Annotated in this window: 17 protein-coding genes and 1 pseudogene; 10 read left to right on the top strand and 8 right to left on the bottom strand. The window is 60.7% G+C overall.

The features are described from left to right. The first annotated feature begins 5 nt into the window (after window positions 1-5). From FHX03_RS17765 to FHX03_RS17725, 9 genes are read left to right on the top strand one after another with little or no spacing between them, the layout of a single operon-like run. On the top strand, window positions 6-803 hold the full coding sequence (locus FHX03_RS17765) for a TadE/TadG family type IV pilus assembly protein (protein ID WP_097625735.1): 798 nt from the start codon (window positions 6-8) through the stop codon (window positions 801-803). Next, a complete protein-coding gene (locus FHX03_RS17760; protein ID WP_131710773.1) occupies window positions 800-2,443 on the top strand; it encodes a TadE/TadG family type IV pilus assembly protein in 1,644 nt (547 codons plus the stop codon). Before FHX03_RS17765 ends, FHX03_RS17760 begins: the two co-directional genes overlap by 4 nt. After that, on the top strand, window positions 2,415-3,095 hold the full coding sequence (locus FHX03_RS17755; RefSeq protein WP_183854782.1) for a TadE/TadG family type IV pilus assembly protein: 681 nt from the start codon (window positions 2,415-2,417) through the stop codon (window positions 3,093-3,095). Before FHX03_RS17760 ends, FHX03_RS17755 begins: the two co-directional genes overlap by 29 nt. Before the next feature lies 1 nt (window position 3,096). After that, complete coding sequence (locus tag FHX03_RS17750) at window positions 3,097-4,014, top strand: hypothetical protein (protein ID WP_183854780.1); 918 nt, start codon at window positions 3,097-3,099, stop codon at window positions 4,012-4,014. Next, complete coding sequence (locus FHX03_RS17745) at window positions 4,011-4,949, top strand: Flp pilus assembly protein CpaB (protein WP_183854778.1); 939 nt, start codon at window positions 4,011-4,013, stop codon at window positions 4,947-4,949. Before FHX03_RS17750 ends, FHX03_RS17745 begins: the two co-directional genes overlap by 4 nt. A 20-nt stretch (window positions 4,950-4,969) precedes the next feature. After that, window positions 4,970-6,868, top strand: coding sequence for an ATPase, T2SS/T4P/T4SS family (locus FHX03_RS17740; protein ID WP_097625730.1), 1,899 nt, complete (start codon window positions 4,970-4,972; stop codon window positions 6,866-6,868). 10 nt (window positions 6,869-6,878) lie between these two features. Continuing rightward, window positions 6,879-7,742, top strand: coding sequence for a type II secretion system F family protein (locus FHX03_RS17735; protein WP_049735009.1), 864 nt, complete (start codon window positions 6,879-6,881; stop codon window positions 7,740-7,742). After that, window positions 7,742-8,644: a type II secretion system F family protein gene (locus tag FHX03_RS17730; protein WP_183854776.1), complete on the top strand. Its 903-nt coding sequence runs from the start codon at window positions 7,742-7,744 to the stop codon at window positions 8,642-8,644. The genes FHX03_RS17735 and FHX03_RS17730 overlap by 1 nt, the downstream gene beginning before the upstream one ends. 2 nt (window positions 8,645-8,646) lie before the next feature. Continuing rightward, the gene (locus FHX03_RS17725) at window positions 8,647-9,522 is read left to right on the top strand and encodes an FHA domain-containing protein (RefSeq protein WP_131710768.1); all 876 of its coding nucleotides are present in this window, start codon (window positions 8,647-8,649) and stop codon (window positions 9,520-9,522) included. Between the two features lie 43 nt (window positions 9,523-9,565). Here FHX03_RS17725 and FHX03_RS17720 read toward each other — a convergent pair whose 3' ends face one another. The 4 genes from FHX03_RS17720 to FHX03_RS17705 all read right to left on the bottom strand — a co-directional run bounded on the left by FHX03_RS17720 (window position 9,566) and on the right by FHX03_RS17705 (window position 13,805). Beyond that, window positions 9,566-9,883, bottom strand: a complete 318-nt coding sequence (locus FHX03_RS17720) for a hypothetical protein (protein WP_131710767.1) — start codon at window positions 9,881-9,883, stop codon at window positions 9,566-9,568. Window positions 9,884-9,938: 55 nt separating this feature from the next. Continuing rightward, complete coding sequence (locus FHX03_RS17715) at window positions 9,939-11,030, bottom strand: acyltransferase family protein (protein WP_131710766.1); 1,092 nt, start codon at window positions 11,028-11,030, stop codon at window positions 9,939-9,941. A gap of 155 nt (window positions 11,031-11,185) precedes the next feature. After that, the gene (locus tag FHX03_RS17710; protein WP_183854774.1) at window positions 11,186-12,700 is read right to left on the bottom strand and encodes a lipopolysaccharide biosynthesis protein; all 1,515 of its coding nucleotides are present in this window, start codon (window positions 12,698-12,700) and stop codon (window positions 11,186-11,188) included. Window positions 12,701-12,719: 19 nt separating this feature from the next. Next, window positions 12,720-13,805: a polysaccharide pyruvyl transferase family protein gene (locus FHX03_RS17705; RefSeq protein WP_131710764.1), complete on the bottom strand. Its 1,086-nt coding sequence runs from the start codon at window positions 13,803-13,805 to the stop codon at window positions 12,720-12,722. Window positions 13,806-14,194: 389 nt separating this feature from the next. Between FHX03_RS17705 and FHX03_RS17700 the strand changes: the two are divergent. Further along, window positions 14,195-14,308: pseudogene (locus FHX03_RS17700) on the top strand (FHA domain-containing protein); the annotation flags it as partial. A gap of 70 nt (window positions 14,309-14,378) precedes the next feature. Here FHX03_RS17700 and arsK read toward each other — a convergent pair. The 4 genes from arsK to arsB are packed head-to-tail and all read right to left on the bottom strand — an operon-like array spanning window position 14,379 to window position 17,811. Beyond that, window positions 14,379-15,647, bottom strand: coding sequence for an arsenite efflux MFS transporter ArsK (arsK, locus tag FHX03_RS17695; protein ID WP_143541918.1), 1,269 nt, complete (start codon window positions 15,645-15,647; stop codon window positions 14,379-14,381). After that, window positions 15,644-16,369, bottom strand: a complete 726-nt coding sequence (gene arsH, locus FHX03_RS17690) for an arsenical resistance protein ArsH (protein WP_165503883.1) — start codon at window positions 16,367-16,369, stop codon at window positions 15,644-15,646. Before arsH ends, arsK begins: the two co-directional genes overlap by 4 nt. Next, window positions 16,344-16,766 (bottom strand): arsenate reductase (glutaredoxin), encoded by a 423-nt coding sequence (arsC, locus tag FHX03_RS17685; RefSeq protein WP_097625723.1) that lies wholly within the window; start codon window positions 16,764-16,766, stop codon window positions 16,344-16,346. Before arsC ends, arsH begins: the two co-directional genes overlap by 26 nt. A gap of 4 nt (window positions 16,767-16,770) precedes the next feature. After that, window positions 16,771-17,811, bottom strand: coding sequence for an ACR3 family arsenite efflux transporter (gene arsB / locus FHX03_RS17680; protein ID WP_183854772.1), 1,041 nt, complete (start codon window positions 17,809-17,811; stop codon window positions 16,771-16,773). Window positions 17,812-17,813 lie beyond the last annotated feature (2 nt).

The following is a 17,813-nucleotide window of genomic DNA, read 5'->3' as shown; positions in this document are numbered from 1 at the left end:
CGGCAATGCGCGCGGAACTCGAACGCCCCCTCTTCGACGGTGCCTTCTGGAGTTCGATCCTGCACTCGCGGACCTTCTGGATCCCTGAGGATCACGGCGCGCTCTTCGGCACCTTTGCGATCGCGATGATCCTGCTTGCCTCGATGCTGCTGCTGCCGCGGCTTTCCGCCCGCCGGCGCCGCATATCGGAGCTGCATGGCGATATCTCCGGCAGCACGACGATGATGGATTTCGTGCTCGTCACGCCGGTCTTCGTCTTCTTCATGTTCGTGGTCTTTCAGTTCGCGATCCTGGCGAAAAACCACCTCTTCACCCATTATGCCGCCTATGCGGCAGCCCGCAGCGCCCGCGTTTATTTCTGCCCGGCCCTGCCGATCACCATCCGGAGCTTCATTGACGTCAAGACCTGCGATGACGATGCCGCGCCAGGGAAAGCCGATCTTGCCGCCCGCCTGGCGCTGATCCCGGCTGCCCCCTACGACCAGCTGAAATGCGTCGGCGCCTGCCAGCCGCCGGAAGAGGCGCTGAAAAGCCTTGCCGATGCCTCCGGTCTTTCGAAGAACTGGCGGGCGATGCGCAACCAGGCCCGCTACATGTTCGACCCGCAAAACGTCACCGTGACGGTCGATCGCGCGCCGATGGCGCTCTATGCCGCCATCAACCGTTCGCCGCATGTGCCGGTGACCGCCAAGGTCGAAGCGCGCTTCCTGCTGCTCGAATATGCCGGCTGGGTCTTTGCCCGCGGCCAGAGGAAAGACGGCCGCTACTACACGATCTCGAAGGCGGAGGTGAACCTGCTATGACACCGACCCTCATCAAGCGCCTGCACCGCGACGAACGCGGCTTCCTGTCGCCGATCATTCTCTACATGACGATCGCGCTCGCGTTGATGATCGTCTGGATCCTGAACACGGGACAGATGATCTACGACAAGCAGCGCACCCAGGACACGGCCGACGCCGCCGCGCTCGTCCATGCCGATTGGGAAGCCCGCTATCTCAACATCATGGCGATGAACAACGTCGCCTCCTCGCAGGCCACCGTCGTCATGGCGACCTCGGTTGCCTTTCAGCTGACCACGGCGGAACTGGCCCTGCGCTCGACCGCCATTCTGGCGAAACTCGCCGAATACTCCTTCACCGAGGGCTTCGGCCCGGCGTCCCTTCTGCCGCCGATGCCGCCGATGCCCTATTGCCCTGGTTGGCAGAAGGTCCCGATCGTCGGCGGCATCATTTACGGCGCTTGCCTGGCGTTTCAGGGGTTCCGGGCGACGGAAGCCACCATCGCCATCGCATATACGGTGAAAGCACAGATCGATTATGATCCCTGGGGCCTGATCAACAAGTCCAGCGACATCATCGACGGCATGAACGACCTCAACGACTACCTCGTCGAGAGCTTTCCGCAGCGCGTCGGCAACGAAGCCCTGCATCTGGTGCGCCTGAACAAGTCGGATCATGTCGTCTTCCATCCGCCGTGCGAATCCTGCAACGACGCCGGAGAAGGTGCCGGCGGCAACCTTCCGGTCGATCGCGACGGCGTCAATCCTGCCGCGGCCTATGCTGAAATGTGCCTTGCGATGAGCAGGGGTACGGAGGGGCAGGACCCGTTCCTGATGCGCGGCGAATTCGCCAATCGCGGCTTCCCCAACGGCAAGGGTCCGCTGACCGCAGGCGGCGTCGACGGCAGCCATATCCGCGACTTTGTCAACCACGAAAGCGGCATCGACAGCACGCTGGTGAATTTCTACATCTTTTACGAAGCCTTCGGCCCGGCCTATCTGAGCAAGGTGCCGTTCAAGGCGATCGTCGAACAATATGCCGGCGATCTCAGCTGGCTGGAAGAAGCAGCGCTCGATGTCAGCTTCTGGCTGGCGGATAAGGTCTTCGGTGTCGGCTTCGGCGTCACCAACCCCTTCCAGCTGCCGATCGACGTGCCGCCGCGCTATTCGGACTCACAGACAAAAGACGAGAACGATTTCACCCGCAAGTTCGACATGATCTGGAACCAGGTCTGCGGGCCGGCCGGTGGGGCGATCTCTGTGGCGGGTGCCGCCCTGCCGGTCATCTCCTTCCCCAAGCCTTACTGGCTGAAGGGCCGCATCCCCTTCAACTTCACGCCCTTCGGCGGCGAGCAGCTCGACGACTACCAGACGCTGGCGATCGTTTCGCGTGCCCCGCGAGCCCGGCTGCAGATCCGCATCTTCAAGGACAAGACGCCGTCCGCCTATGCGCTCGCGCAGAGCTGGGTTCATAATTACACGGCCTTCGATCTCTATACGCAGGACTGGCTTGCATCGCTGGCGCCCGCCACGCTCGCCGACAATACCGGCGAGGTTTCGAACACCATCAAGCAGAGCCCGGCCGCCGATAGTTTCACCGGCCTGACCCGCGTCTTCGACCAGGGAGGAGCCAATGCCTGGGCTGCCGTCAACACACATTGAGACGACCGGCGGCGCTCCGGCCGGTGGCCTGATGATGCGGCTGCACCGCGACAGCCGCGGCCTGGCCTCGATCGAATTCGTGCTCGCCGCACCGGTCATCCTGCTGATCGTGATCTTCATGATCCATGCCAACAGGATCTCCACCAAGAAGGTGGGCACCATGCTGGCGATGCGCAACGCCGCCTTCGCCGAGGCGAACGGGCTGGACTGCACCTCGGATTTCTCGAACGTCTTTCCACTCCCCTCTCTGCCGGCGCTGCCCGGACGCGACGCCATGAGCTGCTCGCGCACGCCCTCGCATGAGGGCGACGGCGACCCGCAGCGTACCTTCGTCTGGGACGACGTCCAGAACACGCTGAAGAGCGACGGCCGCGACTTCGGCGATATGGTCGGCGACCTCGCCAATGAAAAACCGCAGCTCGTCACTGCGACGGCCGACCGCGTCTACAAATTCAGGGATTCCGACGACCTCGATACGATCAGGAGCATCCGCTGGAAGGATGCGTTCACCGTGGACGATGCAACGCTGTTTGCCTCGCACAACAACGATACGACCCGTCGCGGCTACGACCCGACGCTGCGCCGGGAAATCCGCGATGTGGCCGACGATTCCGGCGATCTGTTCGACGGCGTCTTTCCGGGAGCGAAATAAGATGAGACAGGGCGCGCGCATCCCCGTTCATCTGTTGGCCACCGCTTTCGGTATCGGGCTTGTCGCCATGGTCGCGGTCCCGCCGGGCCGCGCCGAGGTCTACAAGGATTTCCGGGCGACGGTGAATTCGACGCTGGCGGGCATTCTCGGCGCGCCGGAGCGGGCGCCGCGCGATCTGGTCATCAACGGCCAACCGCTCGAATTCACGCCCTACCAGAGCGATCGCAGCATTTCCGAGATCACCGACGAATGGCTGCGGGTGCTGGCCGTCAATACCCGCCCTGCCCTGCCGAAAAGCAACGACAGGGAAGAGCTGACGGCCGTCATCGCCGCCAATATGCTCATCGTCCCGAAGACCAGCCGCATCCGCGACGATCTCGCCGTGGTGGTCCGCTTCTTCGACGGCGACGGTGAGGCAGCGCTCGATTATCTCCGACGGCAGGACCCGGCCAATCCTTCGGCAAGGGCGCCGATCCCCGGTGTGTCGATCATGATCCGCCGCCCCGCCGGTGCGCCGGTGACCGAGGTGCTGATGACCCGCTTCGAGGACGTGGCGTCGTCGCTGCCGGCCTTTGCAGCACCCGCCGATGCCGGCAAGCTGCCGCCGTCGCTGCGTCCGCCGGCCGGCGTCGAGGTGCTGAGCGATATCGGCGACCGCGACAAGGGCCATACGTCGCGCACGGTCGTCTCGAAAGGCTCGCTGTCCGCGGCGCGCTGGGCCGATGCGCGCGCCGAGCTTCTCACCCGTGACGGCTTCACCATCGAGACGCAAGCGGCTGAGCGCGGCGGGGTCACGGCTCTCTATGGCCGGCGCGGCAGCGTCGAGGCCAATGTTCTCTACACCAGCAGCAAGAGCGACGGCCGGACCGTCGAGGTCATCCAAATCAGGCAACCCTTCGTCGAAGGAACAACACCATGAACTGGAAGCTCATCGCGGCCGTCATCGTCGGGCTCATCACCGGCGTTCTGCTCTACTTCTGGACCGAGAGCGTCAAGAATGAGCAGGTAGCCTATGCCTTCATGCGGCTCCAGCCGGACCGGAAGGTGACGCGAGGTCAGGCGATCACGCCCGACATGCTCGCCGAACCGGTCATGCTGCCGGAAAGTTTCGGGGCGCTTGCCAAGCTTGCCGTTCCTGCTGCCAGCGCTTACCAGGAATGGCTGAAGGACAGGACGGCCGCCGCCGACATTCCGGCCGGCTCGGTGCTGCTTTTCCAGTACTTCGACGATAATGACGGCGGACGCCTGACGACGATGATTGCGCCCGGCAAACGGGCGCTCACCCTTCCCGTCAACGCGGCCGCGGCCGTCGGCCATTTCGTCGAGCCGGGCAGCTATGTCGATATTCTCGGCACGGTCGATGAGCCGGTCGAACCTGTCGCACCGGCCGCCGCGACCCAACCGGGAACCCCCGGCCAGGCTCCGGCCGTTCCCGGACAGGCGCCTGTTGCAACCGGGCAGCCGCAGGCTCCGGCCCAGCCGCACTCGCCGGTCGAGCAGATGCTGAAGAATTACCTCACCCAATATCCGGGCGCCGACGAGAATGATGTCAACGCCTACCGCAAGCAGGCGCAGGATTATAAGCTCGGCATCAGTTCGCGCACCCGCGTCGTCACCCGCACCTTCCTGCAGAATGTCAAAGTGCTGGCCGTCGGCGCCGCGACGACGGCGGAAGGCGCGGTCACCAAGGCCAACAGCACCTATAACAACGTCACCGTCGAAGTGACGCCGGCGGAAGCGGAGATGCTGATTTTTGCCATGGGCCAGTCGAACGGCAGCCTGAACCTCGTGCTGCGCAATCCGGCCGACAATACCGTCGAGGAACTGCCGAGCATCAACTGGACGCGTATGTGAGCGTTGCGGGGGAATAAGCCATGCTGTTGAAGATTTCCTATGAGGACGGCAGCGGCCGGGAGGTGATCCCGCTCTCGGCAAACGAGACCTATTTCGTCGGCGAAAGCAGTACGCTGACGCTGCCGGCTGGCGCCGGGGTTGTGCGGCTGCGCGGCAGCCACGTCTCCTCGCCGCAATTCGTGCTGCGCAAATCCGGCCAGGGCTGGTCGGTGCAGCATCATGGCCGCAACCCGACGCGGGTCGACGATCAGCCGCTGCGGGCCGGTACGCCGGTTGCGGTCTCGGCCGGCATGTCGATCTGGGTGCCGAACGTCACGATCGAACTGGTCGAACCGGCCGCGGCGGCCGAGGCGGTGACGCAGTTTCCGGACCAGGAGCGGGTGCTGGCGCTGCAGATGGAGATACATGAGCGACTGCTAAAGGACACGCAATATGACCGTCTGGTCAAATCCTCCGATTTCGGCCGCGAGGACACGCGCAACCGCATCCGCGAACGGCTCGACATGTTCATCAAGGAGGCCCTCGACGCCGCCCCGCAGGATCTGGTCATCCTGGTCATCAAGAACGCTGTCTACCGCTGGCTGGCAAAACGCATTGCCCGCACCGGGCGGCGCGATGCCTCGTCGACGGCCGCCAGCCTGTCGCGCGAGGAGCAGGACAACCGCCGCCTGTTCGATGTCGGCAAGGCGCTGATTTCGGCACTGCAGCTGAAGCTGAACTTCGAATCCACCCGCGCCGACTTCGCCCAGCTCGACACGCGCTTCAGCGCCGCCTTCCAGTCCCGCCAGGCGCTGTTCAATGCCGGCGACCGCTACGAGATCGCCCATATGCACCTGCGCTCCAACATCGAGGAGTTGATGTATCGCTGGGGCACGATCTCGGAGCTGATGGATCTCGACGTCATCTCGGAAATCATGGTGACGCGCTACGACGAGATCTATGTCGAAAAATTCGGCCTGCTGGAACGCTATCCCTTCGCCTTCGCCAATGAGCGGCAGCTGATGAAGGTGATCGAGCGCATCGCCGTCGATTCCAACCGCTCGATCAACGAGAGCGAGGCGATGGCCGACTTCCGCATGCCCGACGGTTCGCGCGTCAACGCCGTCATTCCGCCGCTGGCGGTCAAGGGCGCTTGCCTGACCATCCGCAAATTTGGCGGCAAATCTCGGCTCGACATCTCCAAGCTGGTGACGGCCGGCGCGCTCAGCGAGCCGATGCGCGCCTTCCTCGAGGCGGCGGTGCGGGCCCGCAAGAACATCGTCGTTTCCGGCGGCACCGGCTCCGGCAAGACGACGCTCTTGAACAGCCTGTCGCAGTTCATCCCGATCGGCGAGCGCGTCGTTGCGGTCGAGGATACGTCGGAACTGCAGCTCGACGGCATCCATGTGGTCTATCTGCAATCGCGGCCGAAAACGGCAGAGTCCGAAACCAGCGTCACCATCCGCGATCTGGTGCGCAACGCGCTGCGCATGCGCCCCGACCGCATCATCGTCGGCGAGTGCCGCGGCGCCGAGGCGATCGACATGCTGCAGGCGATGAACACCGGCCATGCCGGCTCGATGACGACGGCGCATGCCAATACGCCGCAGGACATGATGACCCGCCTGGAGGTGATGGTGCTGCAGGGCCAGAGCTCGCTGCCGGTGATGGCGATCCGCCAGCAGATCGTCGCCGCCGTCGAGCTCGTCGTGCAGCTGAACCGCCTGGAAAGCGGGCGGCGCGCGGTGACCGAAATATCCGAGGTGATCGGCATCGATCCGGATACCGGCCTCGTCATCGTCGAGCCGATCTTCCATCTCGTCGGCCGCGCCGGCGGCCAGGCGGTGCATGCCTTCACCGGCTATCTGCCGAGCTTCGTCGCCGAACTCGTCGAGTTCGGCGAAGACGGTGAAATCGAAAAACTCGATATGTTCGTCTGAGAGAAAAGCCATGGATATCAGCATTCTGCAGATTTTTACGGTCGCCCTCGGGGCGGTGACGGCGGGGTTGCTCGTCTGGGGCGCGCCGGTGCGCTGGCCCGCACCGCTTTTGCGCGCCACCGAACGCGATATCGCGCTCGCCAGCGAGGCGGCGCAGGTCTTTGGCCGCGATGCCGTGCCGCCCTATACGATGATCCTCGCCTACGGCATCACGGCAATCGTCGTCTTCCTGTTGATCTCGCTGATCTTCGGGCCGATCTTCGGCATCGTCATCGCCATTCCCGTCGCCTTCTTCCTGCCGAAGGCGGTCATCCGCTATTTCCTGCAGCGGCGCTGGCTGCAGATCGAATCGCAGCTTCCCTATGCCGTCGACCAGATCGTCTCGGCGGTGCGCACCGGCAAGCCGCTCGCCGTCGCCGTCAATGCGGTGGCCGACACCGGCCAGATGCCGGCCTCGCGCGAGTTCGAGCGCATCGCCCGCGAACAGAAGCTCGGCATCGGCCTGGTCGAGGCGCTCGACCGCCACGGCCGCACCGTGCCGAGCCTGCACTTCAAGATGGTCGATGCGGCCCTCGGCCTCTTTGCCCGCCAGGGCGGCGATATTTCCGAGCCGCTGACCGAGATGTCGAAATCCTTCAAGGAGATCTGGAAGCTCGATCAGAAGATCACCACCTCGTCGTCGCAGGCGCGCATGAACTTCCGCGTCGTCAACGGCGGCGCGCTGTTCATGATCCTGATGATCTTCTTCGGCCAGCCGGAGCTGATCGACAAGGTGTTCGGCAACGCCATCGGCATCGTCATCGCCATCGTCGGCGCCATTCTCTATGCCACCGGTTTCTTCTGGATGCGCTCGATGATGAAGGTGTCGGTCTGATGTCGGCGATCCCTCTTGGCCCCCTTGCCATCGTCTTTGCCGGCATCGCCGCCGCCCTCTTCGTCTGGTGGATCGGCGATCTGCTCGGTAGCATCCAGGTGGTGCGCCGCTCCCGCGGCGGCGACGGCCCGCCGCCCAATATCGTCGACAGCGTCGGCATGCGCACGCCGGTCGAATTCGTGCTGCTGCATTTCGAGCCGTGGCTGGCCGACTACGGCGCCCAGCTGGAGCAAAAGCTGATCTATGGCGGCCGGCCCTTCGGCGGCGTCACCGGGCGGGAATATATCGCGCTGCTCGTCGTCATGAGCCTCTTCGGCTTCATCCTGCTCGGGGTGCTGTTCGGCATTGCCAGCGGCAGCATCATCGGCGGGCTGGTCGCCGGGCTGATCCTCGGGCTGATCCCCGCCATCTATTTCTGGGTAGTCGCCGACGACAAGATGCAGGACCGCAAGGAGCGCATTTCGCGCGAATTTCCCTATTTCCTCGATCTCGTCGTCATGACCCAGCAGGCGCAGGCGACCCTGCCGGAAAGCCTGAGGCTTTATGCCGAGGCTGCACCCGGCACGGTGATGAGCGAAGAGATCGACCAGACGCTGAAGGACGTGGCGCTCGGCACCGGCATGGTCGAGGCGCTGCAGCGCCTGGAGCGAAGGATGACCGCCGAGGAGGTCGTCCGCGTCATCCGCGCGGTGATCCAGGGCGAGGTCGAGGGCAGCAACCGTGTCGAGCTGCTGCGCGAACACGCGCGCGACCTTCGTTTCCGCCGCTGGGAAAAAGCCGACAGGGCCAGTGAAAAGCTGAAAGCCAAGATCGTCATGCCGGCGATGATGATCGTCGTGTCGATCCTGCTTCTGGTGCTGGCGCCGGCAATTGTCGAGATGATGTCGAGTGGGATGTTTTGATCATGGCCTTTTCCTTCTTCCGCGGAAACAAACCAAGCCTGCTGCAGACCGGCCCCGGCGGCCAGAGCCGCAGCCATGCGCTCGACCGGCCCGAAATGTCGATCGGCCGGGCTTCGAACGCCGATATCGTCGTCGACGATCCCTTCTTGGCGCCTATCCATGCGCGCATCGAAAAGCAGACCGACGGCGGCTTCATCATCCGCCGCATGGGGCTGAACCCGATCATGCTGCGCGGCGAGGCGCTGCTGCAGACGGCCTCGCTGAAATCCGGCGACAGCTTTCGTCTCGGCAAGGATGTCGAATTCCAGTTTCTGGAGAAGGCGCCCGCCAAGGAGGCGCCGAAGAAGGAGGCGGCCAAGACTGGTGACGACAAGCCGAAGAAGCCGCTCTTCAAGCAGCCGGCCTTCCTCGCCGGCATGGGTCTCGCCTATCTCGCCATTGTCGGCGTCATCGGCTACGTCATCCTGTCCGACAGCGGCAGCGCGGAAAGTGGCCCAACGGCAGAGCGCATCAATGCGGAAGCCGGCCGCATTCCGACATGCATCAAGAATGCCCGACGCATGCGCCAAGTTTCCGAGCAAAGCTTTAACGGCGCTGTCGGCGGCCGCGTCGGCAGGGATGGCGACGCAACCTATGCCGCCCTTTCGCTTGCAGCCGAACCGTCTGACGACGCGGCGCTGGCAAAGGCCGCCGAGCCGATCGTCGAGGCCTACAAGCGTACGGCACTTGCAGCCCTCGCCTCGGAAAATCGCGGCAACAATACGCTGGCGCAGAGCCTCTACCAGCAGACCTACGATCTCGTCCCCGACATCAACTGCTCGGCCGCGCGTTTCGCGCTGCAGCGCCGCGCCGCCACGAAGCCGCCGACGCGGCGCTGATCGCAGGTTTGATGGGCATTTGACCGGAAGGAGTGGTTCGAACCTAGTGAGACGCTCTTTCGCCAAACAATAAGCCCAGCAACAGAAGGGAGCCGAAGGATAAAGCGCAACCTGTCTGGGCGATGGTGGCCGCCTTGCGCAATGAACGAAACTCCTCGGCGACGTAGTACCTGTCGAAGCGGCTGCGCTTGCGCGCTTGCCGTTCCCGCCAGCTGAGGCACTGATCTTCCGACTTATCTACCAGGCAGTCCGTCTTATAGAGCACCCTGATTATCACCCAGAAAGCGACGGCGAAGCTCACGGCAAATGCACCGAAGCAGGTAAAAAATATCAACTTCACGACGAGCAGTTGACCGACCATTCCCAGCACATCCCATGTATTTAAGTGCGTACACCTGGGAACGCCGACGCACAAGTTATCGAGTTCGACGGGTCCGCGTAGCCATAGTTTTGTCAACGAGACGGGCGGTCACATAAGCGAAACATACGACCGCGCTGAGAAACACTGAGAATGCGAGAGGGCTATTCAATCCAATCGACGCCGCAACTGGCTTGAAAACGCCGATCGCGCCTCGATGTAGGATGTAGATTGGGTAGGAGATATACCCAATCCATGTTGCCAACGCCTCTGCTTTTGCAGGCATCTCCAAAAAGAGGCCAAGCATTACGATGAGCGGAGCCAAGGCCATCGCGAACATCAGGTCGTAGTAAGGCCGCAGCACGACAGGAACCGGCGCCGCAATGCAAATCGTCAGAAGAAGGCATGGCACAATGGCGGCCCAGCCCTTCCTCCAAGCGGGCATGCCGCCGAATAGACGGCTTATCACGACCCCTGCGGTAAATGAAAACATCACCCTTGGCAGGCCACCTACCGCTGAGGGCCACTCCCAGCCAATATTCAACATACCGTATTTAAAACCGACAAAAACCAAAAATGCAGCCGAGACCAATGCAACCCCGCAGAGGACGCGGATAGAGAGCCGAAAAAGCCACAGGGCGAAGACTATATTCACCAACAGTTCCCAGAACATCGACCATGCTGGACCGTTGATTGGAAACATTCCTTGCATCGGGTTCGCTTGAAGGAAATACATTGGACTGGGCAGAAAGAACGTGTTCGCAGTCGTCGACACCAGCAGGTCGATGACACTTTGATTTCTCAGCCCCCAGCTTGTTAACAGAATGATCTGGATGAGGCCGACCAAAATTCCGATCAAATAGAGCGGATAAAGGCGCTTGATGCGGGCCGCCATAAACGACTGGAACAGCAGACCGCGCGAGAGTCGTTTTCCATAAATTTCGGCGATTATAAATCCGCTGAGAACGAAGAAAAAGTCGACTGCTAGATAGGCCGATGGCGCATAGCTCTCCCGGAAATGTGTAGCGACAACACCAATAGCGGCACATCCGCGCATTGCATCGAGCGTATAGTAACGGTTGCGGTCGGCAACCGAGGCTCCTACATCGTCCATCGCCAATGGCGAATAACCGCGGTCGAGGCTACTCATCTTATGGATTATCCTATTACGCGTTGTGTCTGAGGGGCGTTTGGATGCGGTGGATGAGAACGTCACCGAAGCGACGTTCTGATAATTTCAGATGACGGCTTGAGCACCAGATCCTTTAAATCGCAGCACAGGTTTATGCGGGTGGGGTCTGGAAATCATGCAGGGTTGGCAACCGCACCCCTGTTACTTTTGCGCTGCCGTGCCTGCTTTATACTGCCGATCAAGATATTTAAACGAGCTCTGCACAGAACGAATATCAGGCCGCAGTAAACCATGCCGCCTGCAAGGATTTCCACGGCCAAGCGTGGATACGGGGACCAATGAATGAGCAATTCGTGGAGGAAGAAAACGACTGCAACCATTCCTGCAGAGGCAATGGTAGGCCGCAGGAATTGCGCCAGGTATGCCGGGATACTCAGTTCTATATGCTGCGAAACCTTCCAACTGGTGATCGGCCAAAACAACAAAACTTCGATCATTATGCCGAAAACAATCGTCGTGACGCCATAAGGATAGAGAATTGCGATCGTCAGGAGTGTGAGGAGGTTTCGTGCCAGCTGGTAGTAAAACCACCAATCCATCTCTCCTTGGCTCTTGATCAAGGATGCCTGCACGTAGCCGATCCCAGCCATCAATCCGATGACGCAGTAGAACCGAACCGGCCAAACGGCCGCGATCCAATGTGCACCGAAAATTGTCGTGATCGCATCATCGGCAACGGCGGCAAGGCCAATGAATACGGGGTAGGACACCAGAGCGCAGCCAAACGTTGCCATGAGAAATGCTTCTCGCACTTTCTTCGGATCGGCTCGCAATGAAGAAAGCAAGACGTGCGTGACAGATGTTAAGCCACCGGCGATGACGTTGTTGATCATATCAAACAGACGCTTGGAAAAGTTATAGATCCCGAGCGCTGCCGGGCTCAAGAGCACCCCAATGAGCAAGTTGTCCAAGCTCATCGTCTGTAAAAACCGAGTGCCGGATGCAAAGAACCCATAGTGAAGGAGCTCGTTGAGGCTTGCTCGCTTCAGGTAAAGCCCGGGCCGCCACCCGGCGCCCCAGAAAGCGGCGCCGCATGATGCCGCTGTGGCCGCGATCTGTGCAATCGCAAGCCCCCACAAGCCGAAACCCGCGAGAACCAAAACAAGGCAAATGCAGGCAGAAGTGATGGTAGCAATCACAGTGCGGACGGCTACCAGATGAAACGACATCTTCCTATTGACAATTGCATTCGGAACGACGGCCGTGAAGTCGAAGAAGACCTTCAATCCCATGATGTAAATCAGGGGTGTGATTTGCTCATGCCCCACATAGGCCGCGATTGACGAAGCGGCTATGCACAAAGCGCCATAGATCAAAAATGAAAAAGCGAGCGAAAGCAGGAATATCGTATCCAGATGGCTGCGCCTGATTTCGGCTTTTTGTATAATCGCTTCGCCAAATGCCGTTGGTCCAAAGCTGCCCGCAAACGACACAATGCTGAATGCCAGCGCGACAAGACCGAAATCCTGGGGCTGGAGAACGCGAGACGTCACCACAAAAACAGCGAAGGTCAGAACTGTCGGAATAAGCGTGCTCAGCGCCGACCAGAAGGCACCGGTTACGGCTGCGGCGGATCGGTTCTCACTGACATGGCTGAATAGAATATCGTCGTCTTGTAAAACCGACAAAGTGAGCTCCTACCGGGAATCAGACTATGGAGGGTTGAGGTATTAGATCGGGGGCGGGAATAGCGGGGCTTGGATTCATGGGTTTACTCGACTTGTACCAAGTTCCTCCCATCTCATACGGCAAGCGAGACATTGCTGCTAAAAGCTCACCGGCATTTGTCGCTTTCTCCACCAGAGGGCTATCGCCAGTCTGGCTACCGATGACGTCGTGTAGATTGCTTCCGTCCCTCGCAACCGCGATATGCGGCTTATTCAGCAAAAGACAGAGAATATGACCGTGTAGATGGTTGGTGATGATCCGTTGCGCGCCGGACAGGATCTTCACGCCGTAATCGACATATCGAGCCGCGACATCCTCACGATGTTGGGCGATCATCTCTGTGCGGCTAAAGCCATGCCGCAACGCCGACTTGACGACGCTCGACTTGCGCATGCGCGACAAACTATTTGGACCGTTGATCCAGTTGGTAAGAGGTCCATCAACGTTCGCTCGCGCTTTCGCTATATCAACCTCGTCCTCTCCAAGAGGCTGCATGACATATAATACCCTGAGAGGATCGGCTTCGAACGGTTTCAGCATTCCCATGCCGAATGCCGTGTCCGGGCCAGCCTCGACATCACAATCGAAGTTGGCTTTCGCTAACTCGAAACTCTGACCATCGCGCGTCATGCAAAAAAAATTGCGATGCCTCCCAATCGTACGTTTCGCGTATTCCTTGAGGGACTCGTTCGCGAAATGAATCGTTTGCGGCATCTGAATGATCGTTCGATCCGGATATTTCCACATCAAACGGTAGCGAACATCATCCCTGCCCGTCCGCGCGTCTCCAAAGTCGGTCCAACCGCAAATGAATATTGGAGCGTTGCCTGGTGTTGTTTTTATCTCATCTATACTTTGAGCGGTACTGCCAGTCAGCACCGGGAGGCGCCCTGTTACTTCGCGCAATACCATCGACAATCCAAGCCAACTCGCATGATGGCCAGGATCTTTATTTGATGGAAAGTTCATTAAAACGTAAGGCTGTCCCCGGCTTACAAATTTCCTTACGATTTCAATCAACTTTTCTTTTTGTCGTCGTATTACAACTTCGCCGAGGTGATGCATATACTCAACTTGTATTTTCAAAACTCGAACAGCAATTACAGCCGCGATTCTGAAAAGTCAATTGGAGGATGTATTACTTTTGAGTAATGGTTAAGTGGGCAAATTGTCTCACTTCTTAGCAGCGATCACGAGGTTCGAGCGTCGCGCCTGGGCTTGGGAATTGCGCAGCAAACGGACAGCCGCGGAATATCCGTGGATGATGAAGTGTTGATTGGACTAGATGTCGAAGAAGGAGATCACGGGCTTACGAGGCAGCGCCTCGTGAACCCGGCGGTGGCTGGACCATCAACAGCCCGCGCAATTCCGTTCCGGTCTCCGCGATGTCTATTCTTACAACACCAGGGAAAAGCGGGCAAAAACGCCTGCGACAGCAGGGCTAGTCGCTTCCGCTGATAACGAGCCTCTACCAGCAGACCTAGGACCTCGTCCCCGACGTCAACTGCTCGGCCGCGCGTTTCGCGCTGCAGCGCCGCGCCGCCACGAAACCGCCCGCCCGCCGCTGAGCGCCGGCCTGTCTCAAGCAATGCTCGCCGGTGCCGGGGTGATCAGCGGCGCATGTTGCACAGGGCTGTTCTATGGCTGCCCGAGGGGATTGGCCTTTTCCGCCTCGCATTCCGGCAGCCGCACCGGTTTGGCGAGGTTTGCGCTGCAGCGGCGGGCGGCCGTCCGCTGCATGACCAGGATCAATCCGAACATGACGATCGCCAGGCAGCTTAGCGTTGCACAGATAGCCAGCGATGCCGGAATGCCGATCTGAGCCATTGCCAGCGCCAGGACGAACGGCGCAATCGCGGACAGGATCAAGCGGGCCGCCATCATCTGACCCTGCCGCTTGCCATAGCCGTCACTGCCGAACAAATGCAACGGCAGCGTACCGGTGACGATGCTCAGCAAGCCGTTACCCATGCCAAAGATCATCGCGAATATCATGGCGCCGGGCACGGACGGTGCCAGAAGCAGCAGGATTAGCATGCCGCCGGGTATTAGAAGAGCCGCGAACAAGGCCAGATGCAGCGCCGCAAGATTCTTGCCGAAGATCATGTTGATGAGACGGCTGGCGACCTGGGAGGGCCCGAACAGCGTCCCGACCAAGGCAGCCGTGGTGCCGAGGCCGAGGCCAGACAGCAGTGGCACCATATGAACCAGCACCGCCGAGCTGGAAAGCGACATCAGCGAGAACCCCGCTACCATCAACAGGAACCCCAGGCGACGACGCTCTGATGGCAGGATACCCTCGACGCGCGGCGAGGCAATTTTTGCTGTTTTCCGTTGCACTGCTGCGCCGTGAGAAAGCCACGCATGGATCGGCAGGCAGATGAACAGGTTGAGGGCGGCAAATATCACATACACATTCTGCCAGGACATCTGCGCCTGCAGCACTGCCGTGATCGGCCAGAACATTGTCGAGGCGAAACCCGCAATCAGCGTGAGGTAGGCGATGCTGCGCGATGCCACTTCCGGCCGGAGCTGCACGAGAAACGCAAACGCCGCGCCGTATTGCACCAGATTGGCCGCGACCTCGATCGCGATCAGGGCGGCGACATAGGACGTCCTCCCCGGCGCGTAGGCGCAGGCGAGCAAGGCTGCGGCGGCGACGGCCGAGCCTATGGTCATCACCCGCCCGGCACCAATGCGATCAAAAAGGCCGCCAAGCCACGGCGCCGTCAGCCCGCCGATCAGCAGCGCGACCGAGAGGGCGCCGAAGATCCATTCGGTCGACCACGCGAAATGGGCCGCCATATCAGGCGCCAGAATACTGAAGCTGTAGTAGAGCGTGCCGTAGCCGATATTTTGCGTGATGCCGAGGGCAACGATGGCAGTGACTGGGATCCGCCCGCTCATATGGATTTCAGTCTCGTGCGCTGCTCCAGCTTTTCCGCTTCTTCCTTGCGCTCGCTGTAGCGATCCGTGAGATAGGCAGAGGCGTCCCGGGTCAGCAGGGTGAATTTTACCAGCTCCTCGCAGACGTCCACGACGCGATCGTAATATGACGAGGGCTTCATGCGGCCGTCCGTATCGAATTCCTGAAAGGCTTTCGCCACCGAGGACTGATTGGGGATGGTAATCATGCGCATCCAACGGCCGAGGACACGAAGCTGGTTGATCGCGTTGAACGACTGCGAGCCGCCCGACACCTGCATCACCGCCAGCGTCTTGCCCTGGGTCGGCCGCACCGATCCGACCGAAAGCGGGATCCAGTCGATCTGTGCCTTCATGATGCCCGTCATGGCGCCGTGCCGTTCCGGACTGACCCAGACCTGGCCTTCCGACCAGGCAGAGAGATCACGCAATTCCTGTACTTTGGGATGGTTGACCGGTTCCGCGTCTGGAAGTGGCAGGCCAGCGGGATCGAAAATCTTCACTTCGCACCCGAAATGCTTCAGTAGCCGGGCGGCTTCATGAGCCAGCAGGCGGCTATATGATACAGCCCGCAGCGAGCCGTAGAGGATCAGAATGCGCGGCTTGTGGCTAGAAAACGCCGGACGCAATGCGTCGAGATTCGGCTGGCGCAGATGATCGAGGGATGCGCCAGGCAAGTCAGACAATGCGCCTGCCCTCGGCATCGAGAACTTGCTCGCCATCTTCCTTGGTGAACGCCCCCTTGTGGGTGGCCGGCAGAATGTCGAGCACCAGTTCGGAGGGACGCGACAGCCGCGTGCCGATGGGTGTGATCACGAAAGGCCGGTTGATCAGGATCGGGTTTTCAAGCATGGCATCAAGCAGCTGATCGTCGGTCAGCTTCGGATCATCGAGGCCAAGTTCCGCATAAGGCGTGCCCTTCTCGCGGATCGCCTCACGCACGGTAAGGCCGGCATCCGCAATCATTCTGACGAGCTGGTCGCGGCTGGGCGGTGCCTTCACGTACTCGATGACTGTGGGCTGAATGCCGGCATTGCGGATCATCTCAAGCGTGTTGCGCGACGTGCCGCAGTCGGGGTTGTGATAAATTGTGACGTCCATGATGTTAGACCCTTTTGATGGTGGTGGCGCTGGTCTGGACGGCGGCGCCGCGCTCATACCAGCCCTTGCTGCGGTTGACGATCCAGACGACCGACAGCATCACCGGCACCTCGATGAGGACGCCGACAACGGTGGCAAGCGCCGCCCCGGAGTTGAAGCCGAACAGGCTGATGGCCGCAGCCACCGCCAGTTCGAAAAAGTTGGAGGCGCCGATCAGCGCCGAAGGCCCGGCAACACAGTGCTCCTCCCCGCTCATGCGGTTGAGCAGGTAGGCGAGGCCCGAATTGAAGTAGACCTGGATCAGGATCGGCACGGCCAGCAGCGCAATGACCGCCGGCTGTGCGATGATCTGTTCGCCCTGGAAGCCGAACAGCAGAACCAGGGTTGCGAGAAGTGCCAAAAGGGACACCGGCTGCAGCTTGGCGCCGAGACGGTCGGCGTCGGTCACACGGCGCAGCATCTGCGCGACGATCACCGGCAGGACGATGTAGAGCAGGACCGACAGGATCAGCGTGTCCCACGGCACCGTAATGGCGGATAGACCGAGCAACAGGCCAACGATCGGTGCGAAGGCAACGACCATGATGGTGTCGTTCAGCGCGACCTGAGAGAGCGTGAAGTGCGGCTCGCCTTTGGTCAGGTTCGACCACACGAAGACCATCGCGGTGCACGGCGCGGCCGCAAGAATGATCAGCCCGGCAATGTAGCTATCGATCTGGTCAGCCGGCAGGTAAGGCCGAAACAGATAGCCGACGAACAGCCAGCCGAGCAGCGCCATCGAGAACGGCTTGACGGCCCAGTTGATGAAGAGCGTGACGCCGATCCCGCGCCAATGGCGCCCGACCTGGCTGAGCGAAGCAAAGTCGATTTTCAGCAGCATTGGAATGATCATCAGCCAGATCAGCACTGCGACCGGCAGATTGACCTTGGCGACTTCGGCTGCGCCGATCGCCTGGAAGACGCTGGGCAGGACATGACCGAGAGCGACGCCGACGACAATGCACAGGAAGACCCAGATCGTGAGGTAACGTTCAAAACTAGACATGG

Source organism: Rhizobium sp. BK456, from assembly GCF_014194045.1.
Lineage (GTDB): Bacteria > Pseudomonadota > Alphaproteobacteria > Rhizobiales > Rhizobiaceae > Rhizobium > Rhizobium redzepovicii.
Note: the sequence above shows the minus strand (reverse complement) of the source record. Positions and strands in the feature narration are given on the sequence as shown.